The 11,962-nt window shown below is 46.5% G+C and carries 13 protein-coding genes; 6 read left to right on the top strand and 7 right to left on the bottom strand.

What is annotated here, in order from left to right:
• Positions 1-57: 57 nt before the first annotated feature.
• From MHI15_RS26750 to MHI15_RS26775, 6 genes are all read left to right on the top strand, one after another.
• Positions 58-291, top strand: coding sequence for a hypothetical protein (locus MHI15_RS26750; RefSeq protein ID WP_036689271.1), 234 nt, complete (start codon positions 58-60; stop codon positions 289-291).
• A 6-nt stretch (positions 292-297) separates the two neighbouring features.
• Complete coding sequence (locus MHI15_RS26755) at positions 298-468, top strand: hypothetical protein (protein WP_036689267.1); 171 nt, start codon at positions 298-300, stop codon at positions 466-468.
• 212 nt (positions 469-680) lie between these two features.
• The gene (pepF, locus tag MHI15_RS26760; protein ID WP_248549265.1) at positions 681-2,471 is read left to right on the top strand and encodes an oligoendopeptidase F; all 1,791 of its coding nucleotides are present in this window, start codon (positions 681-683) and stop codon (positions 2,469-2,471) included.
• Positions 2,472-2,559: 88 nt separating this feature from the next.
• Positions 2,560-2,871, top strand: a complete 312-nt coding sequence (locus tag MHI15_RS26765) for a LapA family protein (protein WP_042126298.1) — start codon at positions 2,560-2,562, stop codon at positions 2,869-2,871.
• 2 nt (positions 2,872-2,873) lie between these two features.
• Positions 2,874-3,914 (top strand): M42 family metallopeptidase, encoded by a 1,041-nt coding sequence (locus MHI15_RS26770; RefSeq protein ID WP_076125158.1) that lies wholly within the window; start codon positions 2,874-2,876, stop codon positions 3,912-3,914.
• On the top strand, positions 3,898-4,728 hold the full coding sequence (locus MHI15_RS26775; protein WP_076218386.1) for a hypothetical protein: 831 nt from the start codon (positions 3,898-3,900) through the stop codon (positions 4,726-4,728). Before MHI15_RS26770 ends, MHI15_RS26775 begins: the two co-directional genes overlap by 17 nt.
• Before the next feature lie 354 nt (positions 4,729-5,082).
• On the opposite strand, the gene MHI15_RS26780 is transcribed toward MHI15_RS26775, so the two are convergent.
• The 7 genes from MHI15_RS26780 to MHI15_RS26810 form a co-directional block, all read right to left on the bottom strand.
• Positions 5,083-5,568, bottom strand: a complete 486-nt coding sequence (locus MHI15_RS26780; protein WP_254848719.1) for a tetratricopeptide repeat protein — start codon at positions 5,566-5,568, stop codon at positions 5,083-5,085.
• A 42-nt stretch (positions 5,569-5,610) separates the two neighbouring features.
• Positions 5,611-7,545 carry an ABC-F family ATP-binding cassette domain-containing protein gene (locus MHI15_RS26785; protein ID WP_076125106.1) on the bottom strand — a complete coding sequence of 645 codons (1,935 nt, stop codon included), beginning with the start codon at positions 7,543-7,545 and terminating at the stop codon, positions 5,611-5,613.
• 87 nt (positions 7,546-7,632) lie between these two features.
• Entirely contained in the window at positions 7,633-8,202 is a 570-nt protein-coding gene (locus MHI15_RS26790; protein WP_076098408.1) for a TetR/AcrR family transcriptional regulator, read from the bottom strand.
• 44 nt (positions 8,203-8,246) lie between these two features.
• Positions 8,247-9,050 (bottom strand): DUF92 domain-containing protein, encoded by an 804-nt coding sequence (locus MHI15_RS26795; RefSeq protein ID WP_076184351.1) that lies wholly within the window; start codon positions 9,048-9,050, stop codon positions 8,247-8,249.
• A 22-nt stretch (positions 9,051-9,072) separates the two neighbouring features.
• Complete coding sequence (locus MHI15_RS26800; RefSeq protein WP_036689251.1) at positions 9,073-9,696, bottom strand: fumarylacetoacetate hydrolase family protein; 624 nt, start codon at positions 9,694-9,696, stop codon at positions 9,073-9,075.
• 36 nt (positions 9,697-9,732) lie between these two features.
• Complete coding sequence (locus tag MHI15_RS26805; RefSeq protein ID WP_445668019.1) at positions 9,733-10,464, bottom strand: glycerophosphodiester phosphodiesterase; 732 nt, start codon at positions 10,462-10,464, stop codon at positions 9,733-9,735.
• A gap of 21 nt (positions 10,465-10,485) precedes the next feature.
• On the bottom strand, positions 10,486-11,883 hold the full coding sequence (locus MHI15_RS26810) for a CapA family protein (RefSeq protein WP_076278636.1): 1,398 nt from the start codon (positions 11,881-11,883) through the stop codon (positions 10,486-10,488).
• Positions 11,884-11,962: the final 79 nt, after the last annotated feature.

The raw sequence follows: 11,962 nt of genomic DNA on the forward strand, positions 1-11,962 counted from the left end.
TTCTCCAGTGCGTTATCATTGAGCCAAAAGCCAAAAATCGCCAGGGTGGTAATGATAATGATCAAAAAACATGAAATATACAAAACAGACAAATGGAATATGATGACGGTAGAAGTTCAAGGCCGCTACATTGTACTCCGCGAAATTTCCGATCAATGGGGAGAAGAAACACATACCTTCCTTAGTCGTCCAGCGATGATGCAATGGGTGAATAACCGCTTCAACAAAGAATCTTATAAAGACAATGAAGAAGAGTACAAAAACATCATTGCAGCTTTCAAACAGGTATAACAGGAAATGAATAACGAAAATCTCACGATTTATGTTGTCCTAGTCCTCTGTCTAGGCGCAGTATTAATTATGACCAAGGATCGTGTCCCGCCGAAACTAAAGCGGGGCATGGCCATGGCTGCGGTCGTAATGATTCTGTTTGCTTTCATCTTTGTTATTTATAGCTTGTTGGCATAACTACCATATAAAGAAGACTAAATATTAATAATCAGGACTTAGCAGGACATAATAAGCTGACTCTACTTTTCAAAGAGGAGGACGTCATGCCTATTACACTCAAGTCCATCCCTCTTCTACTTGTGCTCAGCTTGCTACCGGGTGAAATATCATCCACAGTATTGCCGAGGGAGATTATGCCTACTACATCTCATCATTCTAGGAGGGTTTCTATGGAACAATTATTGAAGAGAAGTGAAGTACCTGCTGAGAATCGTTGGAAGCTTGAAGATATATTTGCCTCTCAGAAGGATTGGGATGCAGAATATGCTGAAGCTAAATCACTGATCAAAAAAGCTGCTGATTTCCAAGGTAAACTTGATTCCGCAGAAGCTGTGAAACAATGTTTTGAGCTGGATGACAAGCTGTCCGTCTCCACTGAGCGACTTTTTGTCTATGCTCATATGCGTCAGGATGAAGACACTGCTAATCCTGAATATCAAGCTTTGTCCTCCAAAGCGAAGAAGCTTGGGATCGAAGCAGGCGAAGCCTTTTCTTTTGTAACCCCAGAAATCTTGGCACTGCCTATTGAGAAGCTGGATCAATTTATTGCTGATCCTGAACTGTCCGCTTACACCTTCACTTTAAAAGAGATGAAACGTGAGAAAGCGCATGTATTGTCCAAGGCTGAGGAAGCTCTGCTTGCCCAAGTTGGAAACCTAGCACAAGCGCCTCAGAATATTTTTAGTATGCTGAACAACGCAGATCTGAAATTCCCTAAGATTAAAGATGAAGATGGCAAAGAGGTCGAGCTGACTCACGGCAACTATATCAAGTTCTTGGAAAGCTCCGATCGCGAGGTTCGCCGAAATGCTTTTAAAGCAGTCTATGAAACCTATCGTAAGCAAAAAAACACCATCGCAGCAACGCTTAGCGCCAATGTGAACAAAAACGTCTTTTTCTCACACGTCCGCAAGTATCCATCTGTAATGGAAATGTCTCTTTACGGTGATAACATTCCAAAAGAGGTATACACCAACCTGATCGATACGATTCATGAGAGTCTTCCTTTAATGCACCGTTACATGAAGTTGCGTCAAAAGCTGCTTGGTGTGGATGAGTTACATATGTATGACCTATTTGCACCACTAGTAGATGAATATAAGCTGGATATCACGTACGAAGAAGCGAAGAAAATTACCAAAGAAGGCCTCAAACCGCTGGGTGAAGATTATCTGAATGTGCTGCAAAAAGGCTACGACAATGGCTGGATTGATGTCTATGAGAACGAGAATAAACGCTCTGGAGCTTACAGCTGGGGCCCTTATGGCACACACCCATACGTCCTGCTGAACCATAACGATAATCTGAACAGTATGTTTACTCTGGCACATGAGATGGGTCATGCTCTACACTCTTATTTTTCAGACAACGCTCTGAACTATCGGGATGCACAGTATACCATTTTCCTTGCAGAGGTTGCTTCAACTACCAATGAAGCTTTGCTTATGGATTATCTACTCAAAAAGTCTACAGATCCTAAGGAAAAAATGTATCTGCTCACTTACTATGCCGATCAGTTCCGGACAACGATTTTCCGGCAAACAATGTTCGCAGAATTTGAAAAGATCATTCATCAGCGTGTTGAAGAGGGCGATTCGCTTACCCCTCAAGATCTTTCAAGTATCTACTACGACCTGAATGTCAAATACTACGGCAAAGAAATGGTTGTAGATCAGGATATCGAGATGGAATGGGCACGAATTCCGCATTTCTATAACAGCTTCTATGTTTACAAATATGCAACAGGCTTCTCGGCAGCGACTAGCTTTGCCAAACAAATCCTTGAAGAAGGTAAACCGGCGGTAGATCGTTACCTCGGCTTCCTGAAGAGCGGTGGCAGTGATTACTCCATCAATATTTTGTCAAAAGCAGGCGTTGACATGTCGTCTCCTGAGCCGATTCGCGAAGCGATGAGTGTGTTCGAAAGTGTTATCGAGCAAATGGAACAGTTGACCAAATAAGGCAGAGAGCTTAGTATTACATTAATCCCTTGCCCTATCTGGGCAGGGGATTTTATATTGTTATATCCCCCTGAGGAGGAAGAATTCAATGAGAATTCAATGGTCACTAATTGCGGGTCTAATCTTCGCGCTGCTAACCGCCATATTCGCAGTCATCAACGTTGATCCCGTTCAAGTCAATTTCGGTTTTGATGTGGTTAATATACCACTTATACTCGTTATTCTTGGCTGCGCGTTAATTGGCGGAATCATCGTGGGCTCTTACGGCATTTTTCGTCAATACAAACTACAAAAGCAAATTAAAAGCTTAACTGCTGAGCTTACCAAGCTTCGTGATGCCGACACTTCACTGGATTCTTTTAACACAGACAATGATGGCTTAACAGGAGGGCTTAACTAATGATTACCATTCAACCTAATGAAGACTACATACTTTCCATCCTAAAAAAAATACTCGACACCCCCAGCCCAAGCGGTTTCACCGCACAGGTAATGACACTAGTTGCTGAAGAAGCAGCTGCGCTGAACGTACCTTTAAGCTGGAATGAAAAAGGCGGCGTAATTCTTAACGTCCCTGGCTTAGATCCCTCTCGTACTATTGGCATCAGCGCTCACGTGGATACACTTGGTGCCATGGTCCGCTCGATTAAAGCTAATGGTACACTGCGTCTGACCTCTGTGGGTGGCTTCGCCATGCACAGCATTGAGAATGAATACTGCACGATCCATACCCGTAGCGGCAAAACTTATACAGGAACCATCTTAACCAGCCATCCATCTGTTCACGTATATCCAGACGCTCGTGACTTCAAACGATCAGAGGAGAACATGGAAGTACGTATTGATGAGCTGGTATCTTCTAAAGAAGACGTACTCAAGCTTGGCATTTCCGTCGGAGATTTCATTTCTTTCGATGCACGTGCAGTGATTACGCCTAGCGGCTACATTAAATCCCGTCATTTAGATGACAAAGCAAGCGTGGCTGCCCTTCTCGGATTGCTGGAAAGTATTAAACGTGAAGGCTGGAAACCTCTCCACAACCTTTCTTTCCTCATCTCTAACTACGAGGAAGTGGGACATGGTACAGCTTGGATTCCTGGTGAAATCAATGAAATGATTGCCGTCGATATGGGCGCCATGGGTGATGATCTCAGCTGTAAAGAAACCGATGTATCCATCTGTGCAAAAGACTCTTCCGGCCCTTACGATTATGTTATGACAGGTCGTTTGATTGAACTGGCAGAAGCACTCGCAATTCCTTATGCCGTTGATATTTATCCTATGTACGGCTCCGATGCTTCCGCAGCGCTCAGAGGCGGAAACAATATCCGTGCAGCATTGATTGGCCCAGGTGTACATGCCTCCCACTCCATGGAACGTACGCATAAGCAAGCTGTAGTGAACACTGCTAAGCTTCTCGCTGCTTATGTGGGGACAAACTGAGGGTAGCTCTGGCAAGCTGAACCAGCTCTGGAGGCGCAGACAGGGACTTATCGTCTCACTTCTGGTGTTATTGATAGTGGGGTTAGCGCTGTCGTTGTTTCTGGTATTTAGAAATCACAAGGAAGATCCCTTTAAAGGTCTTCCTCACGCCTATAGCTTTTTGGAAACAGTGAGTACAGATAACGTGCAGCTCTATATGATGTCACTTTCACCTGAAGATATTAAGCTCAGGGCCGCGGGTGTCCCTTTACGGCAAGTTAATGCATATGGGATTAACGGTGGTTTTTTCTATCAAGATGCGCTTTTATCCATGGCTATCATGCATGATACTCCAGTCAACGGAGCCCAGAAGGGTTATGGGTCTGGCTGGTTTAATGCTAAATACGCACGTGGAACCCTTGTCTGGGATGGTGCCAGCCGTAGCTTCTCCGTACAGGTTGTCTCTTCTGGAGAAGAATTGAAGATTACTGATCGCCAGCATTATTTTGCGCAAGGTGGCATTAGTATGAATCTGGGACACGAAGACTTATGGGAAGCGGCAGTAGCTGAAGAGCATCTTCCTTACGCTGATGAGAAACGCCTGCGCTCAGGCATGGTGTATGACAACACAGGAAAGCTCTGGCTGATTGTTACCCCAACGCTCTCAACAGCGGCAGAGTTCCGCTCAGCGATCCTCCAGACAGTTCCTGCTAAGGGTCTGGAGGGCATCTTCTTGGACGGAGATGGCTCTTCCCAGATGAATGCGAAGGAAATCATTGTACCCGGCGATTCTCGGTCTGTAGTACAAATGATTGCTGTGGACGGAACGAAATAAATAAGTAGAAAAATAAAAGAGTAGAATTCTCCAATTAGTGGAGGATCCTACTCTTTTTTTGTTTATTGGTGGTTCACTTGTTCTTCAACAGACACTGCCGGAATTTCCGGTGGTCATCACTTTCGGCTGGTGCTTACGGACCCAGAAGGCGTTATTCGCAAATTATTAGCCTTTGGAGCATTCTTTCGGACCCAAGCGACGTTATTCACGCAAAAAAGGAACGTATTGGGTGCTTTTAGTGTCAATAGCGACTGTGGTGTCCGTTAACATTCCAAATGGGTTATAATGCTGCGTTTAAGGTTAGCTGTGTCCGGGTAGTGATTTGTAAGAATCACTGTGATTTAAAAGCCAGCCTCAATCCCAGACTTGCTCCAGTTTATCTGAATAATAAGAAATGGCCTTACTGTAACTTCTTATCCCTTCATCCGCAGAGGTTTCTGCCAACAGCTTAAGCAGCAGCTCCATCGCTTGACTATGCTCTCCAAGATTGTGCAAGGTCATGGCTAGGAACGCCGGAAATTCCTTATTCTCCGGGTACTCCTGAACAGCCTGCATCAGAAGACCTTTTGACTTCTCGTATTCTCTGAGTGTCCGGTAGGTGCTGCCCAGTCCCAATAGAGCGCCAACTCTCTGCTCAGAAGGTAATCCTAACGCCAAGCTTTTCTCATAAAAGGGTACTGCCGCCCGCTCCAAACCCAGCACATCATGCGTCCAGGCCAATTGATATAGAAGTTCAGCGTCCCCAGCATTCTGCTCATATAGCTCAAACAGCATCATTTTGGCTTCTTCCGCTTTACCAGCGTTGCGTAGGGCTACGGCAGCTTTAAGTTTATCTTCCACACAGAGCCCTCCCCTATTTTCATTCAAAGCCATCCAACGGGTTTAAGCCTTACCAGCGATTTTCTCCGCAAGCTCGTTCAGATAGGTCCAGCGTTCCATAAGACGCTCCAGCTCTGCTTCGGCTAGGCGTTGCTCCTCTACTAGCTCCTGCAGCCTTCCAGAGTCAGCAAAAGCCGCCTCCATCTGTACACTAATATCCGTCAAACGTTGCTCTGCAAGCTCAATTTGCTCATCAATGCCCTCATATTCACGCTGTTCCTTGAAGCTGAATTTGAGTTTTGTTTTGGGAGTCGTTGAAGCTGCAGGGTTGCTGGCAGTGTCCGCGGCCTCTTTTTGCTTTGAGCTTCCTTCTTTGTTCGGTTCTCCAATGCGTGACGGTACATTTTTGGCCAGCCATTCTTCATATTCCGTATAATCTCCAACATGAATCCGGATATCGCCATTTTCAAAAGCAATCAGCTTATCTATCGTACGGTCCAAGAAATAACGGTCATGGGATACGGTAAAGACGACACCCGGAAATTCATCCAGATAATCTTCCAAAACAGCCAATGTGCCGATATCCAAATCGTTCGTAGGTTCATCCAAAAGCAATACGTTAGGTGCTCCCATCAATACACGAAGCAGATACAAGCGCCTTTTTTCGCCACCAGACAGCTTGGAGATCGGTGTCCACTGCATCGCAGGAGGGAACAAGAAGCGTTCCAGCATTTGACCAGCCGTAATCACACTGCCGTCTGCTGTCCGTATCACTTCTGCTTCTTCCTTCACGTATTCAATGGCACGCATACTGTCATCCATATCCTGATGCTCTTGTGTAAAGTAACCAAGCTTAACCGTAGCGCCAAGCTGAACTTCACCTTTATCGGGTTGCAGCTGACCTGCAATCATATTTAAGAGTGTTGATTTGCCGCTGCCGTTCGGGCCGACGATGCCCACTCTATCCTGGGGTACAGCGATATAGCTGAGATCTTTGATTAGCTGACGACCATCCAACGCTTTCGACAGGTCATTAATTTCAATGATCTTGCGACCTAAACGTGTAGAAGCCACAGAGATATCCAATGAACCGTTCGAGCTGCTTCCCGTACTCTCTTTCAGCTTCTCGAAGCGGTCGATTCTTGCCTTCTGTTTTGTTGAACGGGCTTTGGCACCGCGACGAATCCAAGCCAGCTCTGTACGCAACAGATTCTTACGCTTCTGTTCGGCAGAGGCTTCTCGTTCTTCTCGATCGGCTTTAAGCTCTAGAAACCGTGAATAGTTAGCTTCATAACGATAAAGCTGGCCACCATCTAGCTCAAGCATGACACTAGCCACACGCTCCAGGAAGTAACGATCATGCGTCACCATCAAAAGAGCGCCGCGCCGTTTCTGCAAATATTGCTCCAACCAAGCCACGGAATCCGTATCAATATGGTTGGTAGGCTCATCAAGAATCAGCAGTTCAGAGGGGGTAATCAGTGCAGCTGCCAGAGCCACACGTTTACGTTGTCCACCAGAAAGTGTGTCCATTAACGCATCAAACTTTAAGATGCCTAGCTTGGTAAGCACGCTTTTGGCTTCACTCTCCAAATGCCATGTTCCCGCAGCGTCGATCGCCTGCCCAATCTTTACTAGTTTTCCTTCCAGTTCAGCATTACCAGGCTGCTGTTCAAGCTGGGACATAGTCTCCATATACTCACGCATGGTAGCAAGGTCTGGATCATCCCCGGCGAACACTTGCTGCAAAACTGTATTCATAGGATCATAAGGAGGATTCTGCGCCAAATATTGTACTCTTACATTATTCCCGATGGCAATTTGTCCACCATCCGGAGTATCCAGACCGGCAATAATCCGTAAAAAGGTTGATTTACCCGTTCCATTCACACCGATCAAGCCAATTTTATCCCGATCGTCCATACCAAATGAAGCGTCGCTAAAGAGTACTTTCTCGCCATAACTCTTGGAAAGATGTTCCACGGTCATAATATTCATGCTATTTCCTCGCTTGCCTTATATTTTCATAAAACCGGCCCGCATCTAACCAATGCTATTTATCCGGTCTATCATCCTATCCAAAATTCAGGTGATCATGGCCCCTCTAATAAAAAGACCAGCAGCGAAATCAGCGCGTTTATACGCGTCCTCCTCCGTAAAAGACGGATCAAATAAAATATCCATCTTCAAACGATCCAGCATCCCTATGTAGGACTGTGCCATAAGCTCAGGCTCGGATGCTCCACCTTCTAATAATACCTTGACCACATCTTGCATGTATTGCTCCATAAATTGAGTCATATACGCCACTAATTCAGGATTATTGTTAGGGGCACGGAAAAAGAGCTTCGTATGCCGCTTGCGTTCATAATAATAATTCAAGTGATGTTTAGCAATGATCGAAAGTTTACCGGCCAAAGTATCACTAGCCTTCAGCCTTTCCTGTAATTGCAGGAGAAACCCCTCACAATCGCGGCGCGTCACTGCCATGAATAATTCTTCCTTGCTCTTGAAGTATAAATAAACGGTGCCCTTTGCTATCCCGGCTTGCTCCGCCACTTCCGACATCTTCGTTTCGTAAAATCCACCTGAACCGAAGAGCTCGTATGCGGCATCCAGAATAGCAGTATGTTTTTGATTGGATGCGCTACTCATCGGTCCCTCCCTAAACTGTGCCGTTCAAAGCTTAAATTCAAATGCTAAATGATCATGCTCAGCAGTAAGGCAGCTGCACCGCCGAGGATAGAGCTGATGGCATTGACTGCGTCATTGCTCATCCACTTCCAGCCTCTTGCGTGTACAGCTGGAGCCCCACAATGCTGTGAACCTTCCACTTCGCGGCCGCATACGGTACAGCGGTTCATCTGCTGCACGGTTGCACCAAGGATAGAGTCGGCAAAGGCGCCGACTAATCCTCCGGCAAGTCCTGCTAGGGTAAGCAGCACGAAAGAGTGATCCGGCATGCCGGATATCATTCGCAGCAGCCAAGCTGACGCACCGATGAGTGCACCTCCTGCTGCTGCCGCCAGCGTACCCAAGCTGGATACACCGCCCGAAGCTCCGGCAGGAAGAACTTTACCCGTAAGGACAGAACGAGGCGGTTTCTTGCTCAGTGTTCCGATCTCCGTAGCCCATGTATCCGAGGTTACTGTAGCCATTACACCAATAAATAGGAACCCCCATAGCTCATTCGGGAAGATCGCATTCAGAAAAACCAGAACCATGCCAAGTCCACCGTTAGCAAAGACCTGCCCGGCATCGCGGCGGCCCGTCTTAGCATACGTCAGCTCTAATTCTGCTTTATTATCATGATGAAGTTTGGACAGCAGGCTTGAAGTGATGAAGAAGATCAGCAATATCCCAAACCAAAAAGCATTTCCGGCACCAAAATAAATAGTGCCCATCACTACCGCGGCAATCATGCCAGAGAGACTTAAAGACTGCTTCCAATATGCCGCTCCCGCAACAATCAAAGCGCCTAAAGCGCCAATAACCCACTGCATAGATTCATCTCCAACAGATCTATTAACCGATCAGGCAAGTCCCCATCAGCTTGTCGCCCCAGTACAGCTCGAAAGCGTCGCCAGCTACAGTAGGACCCACGCCTGCCGGAGTACCTGTAAATATCACATCGTCTTTCCCTAACCCGTAGCGCTCGGCGATAAAATCAACAATTTTTTGAAGTGAAAAAATCATGTTTTTAACATTGCCGCGTTGTACTTCCACCCCATTTTTCACCACTGTAAAATCAGTTCCCTCCAGCTCTTCCTTATCTGGAAACGCTATGTAAGGGGTGAGTGGTGCGGCATTTTTAAAGCCTTTAGCTGGCGTCCACGGCAAACCTTTCTTCTGCAGATCATTATGCACATCACGCAGCGTGAAATCCAGTCCCAGTGCCATTACATCTACCAGATCCTCCACGCTCATGCCTGGTGTATAATCACGTGCAATACGCAGTACAAGTTCACCTTCATAATGAATCTGACCCGCATCCTTTGGCAGCTTAATTACTGCTTTATCGAGGGAAACAGCCGCATGTGAGGGCTTCATGAAGATGAGCGGCTCCACGGGCACATTGTTACCCAATTCCTCCGCGTGTAGCTTGTAGTTGCGTCCAACACAATATAGATTATTAACAGCAGCGCACATAAACAGTCAGCTCTCTTTCCCATCGATTTGGATTATTTATACCTTCAGAAAGGTGTCGCCCCATATATCCGGGCGGTTTGTACAGATCATTATATCAGAATGCATGTCGGCTAAGCGACGCATCTCTTTCGCTTTGTTCACAGTCCAAGCCATAATTTCCACCCCACGCTCGGACAAAAGCTTAGCCAGTCTAGGATTCAGACGCGAGAAGCTAATCGAAAGTAAAGAGCAATCCAGTTCATGCAGCCTGCGTGCAGGATTGCCAAATCTGGAATCAAAGATCAATCCGGTACGAAAACGGGGATCAATTTCCTTGACTTTTTTTAATGCTCCAGTATCAAAAGAGGTCAAGATCACGTCGTCCCGCATACCTTTTGCAGAAATAAGATCCGTCACCGTCTTCTCAATGCCAAGATACATATCTCCCACTGTTTTCAGTTCAATATTCAGACGTAATCTTCCAGAGGCTAGTGACAGCACCTCTTCCAAAGAAGGCACCCGCTCGCCCTGAAAAACACGCCCTTTCCAGCTCCCCGCATCCAGACGCCGGATATATTCCCAGTCCATGTTCTTTACCTTGCCATGACCATTGGTCGTCCGGTCCAACGTATAATCATGAATGACAACAGGAACGCCGTCTTTGGAGAGCTGGACATCAATTTCCATCCAGTGCACAAAGGGCATGGCAATCGCCATCCGAATGGCTGCCAATGTATTCTCTGGAGCTTTACCGGAAAACCCTCGATGGGCTACACACAAATTGTTCATCATAAGGACCTCCCAGGAACCCTATTTGGTAACTTGAGTGACTTTACCGTCGCTGCCGATCTTTACCCGCCCTGCGGATAGAGCTTCTACTCTTTTTAACAAAAGCTTTCCATCCACTTCGTTCATTGGCACAGGCTGTGCTAGCTCGGCTTTCATAGGCTTCAGCTTTAAGGAGCATTGACCTTTTACACTACATTCCGCCTGAAAAACCGCAGTTTCCCAAGTGGCAGGCACTGTAGATCTCGTAAAAATAAAATTCCCGGTGCTGTAGGCAATCCATTTGCCCTTGTATGGCTCCACGCCTTGCAACACATGTGGATGGCCGCCAATGACAAGATCGGCTCCTGCATCGATAAAGCTATGGCCCAGCGACTGTTGCGTTTTATCATATTGTTCTACCCGTTCTTTACCCCAATGGACCACTACGACCACCAAATCGGCTTTCTTTTTGGCTGCAGCAATAGCCTTCAGTCCTTCTGCACTATCATATACGGAGGCAAGTCCCGGCTTATTTTTCCCTGCCATCCAATCCGACGCAGGAATCACCCGGGTGAATCCCAGCAAAGCGATCTTAATGCCCTTACGTTCAAAATATTGCGCCGAATATGCTTCTTTACTGTTAAGCCCCGCACCCACATAAGGAATTCCTCTTTCAGCAAGGTGGTTAAGGGTATCCCGCAAGCCTTGCTCTCCTTGATCAAGCGTGTGATTATTCGCCATATTTACTGCGTCCACACCCGCTGACTTAAGCGCATCCAGAGCGAGTGGTGATCCTTTGAATACAAATTGCTTATTAGTGGCACTTACGCCACCTGTGGTCACTGGAGTTTCCAGATTCAAGATCGTAAGATCATCTTTCTTGAACAGACCCTCCAATGCGGCATACGAATAATCATAACCTTTCTTCTCCAGCAGTTCTCCAGCTTTCCCGGAAAATATAACATCTCCACCAAAATTCAAAGTTACCGTCTTACCAGACGCGTTATCATCTGACGGCAGACCAGACACTGCATCATTATTTGCTGCTTCCGAGCTGTCCTCATCCTTCGCAGGGGTCGCTGTCGCTTCAGGAGCTTGTGTTTCAATAATCTCTTCAGGCTCCTCCTGCGGTGTAGGCGTTGGCTCTGGAGTTGCCGTAGGAGAAGGGCTTGGCGTCTCTGTAGCTTCAGGCGTTGCAACTGCAACCACCGGAGATGCTGTCTGAGGCTGATCACTACTCTCTGGTATAGGCGTAGCTGTCGCTTCTGCTACCGGAGGCGGTGAGGCGCTTTTCTTGTCAGGGTCATTCGTAAAGCTATAAGTCAATAACACGGTAATCATCAAAAGAAGACCTGCATTGATCCAAGCCCAGGCCGTTCTGCGCTTGCGTTTGCTCTTATGTTTGTTCTTTTGTCTAGAACGCGATCGCGGCGGATACATGGTTTCTGTGATCTCCTCTACTCTCAAATTGTTTTTATTATAGCATATCTATCACAGCACCCTACAAATAAGAGAGTCG

The organism is Paenibacillus sp. FSL H7-0918 (assembly GCF_038007025.1).
Taxonomy (GTDB): Bacteria; Bacillota; Bacilli; order Paenibacillales; family Paenibacillaceae; genus Paenibacillus_AQ; species Paenibacillus_AQ odorifer.

Coding starts and splice junctions, on each gene's coding strand:
- MHI15_RS26750 (WP_036689271.1), top strand. CDS start 58: ATGATCAAAAAACATGAAATATACAAAACAGACAAATGGAATATGATG.
- MHI15_RS26755 (WP_036689267.1), top strand. CDS start 298: ATGAATAACGAAAATCTCACGATTTATGTTGTCCTAGTCCTCTGTCTA.
- pepF (WP_248549265.1), top strand. CDS start 681: ATGGAACAATTATTGAAGAGAAGTGAAGTACCTGCTGAGAATCGTTGG.
- MHI15_RS26765 (WP_042126298.1), top strand. CDS start 2,560: ATGAGAATTCAATGGTCACTAATTGCGGGTCTAATCTTCGCGCTGCTA.
- MHI15_RS26775 (WP_076218386.1), top strand. CDS start 3,898: ATGTGGGGACAAACTGAGGGTAGCTCTGGCAAGCTGAACCAGCTCTGG.
- MHI15_RS26785 (WP_076125106.1), bottom strand. CDS start 7,545: ATGAATATTATGACCGTGGAACATCTTTCCAAGAGTTATGGCGAGAAA.
- MHI15_RS26790 (WP_076098408.1), bottom strand. CDS start 8,202: ATGAGTAGCGCATCCAATCAAAAACATACTGCTATTCTGGATGCCGCA.
- MHI15_RS26795 (WP_076184351.1), bottom strand. CDS start 9,050: ATGCAGTGGGTTATTGGCGCTTTAGGCGCTTTGATTGTTGCGGGAGCG.
- MHI15_RS26800 (WP_036689251.1), bottom strand. CDS start 9,696: ATGTGCGCTGCTGTTAATAATCTATATTGTGTTGGACGCAACTACAAG.
- MHI15_RS26805 (WP_445668019.1), bottom strand. CDS start 10,464: ATGAACAATTTGTGTGTAGCCCATCGAGGGTTTTCCGGTAAAGCTCCA.
- MHI15_RS26810 (WP_076278636.1), bottom strand. CDS start 11,883: ATGTATCCGCCGCGATCGCGTTCTAGACAAAAGAACAAACATAAGAGC.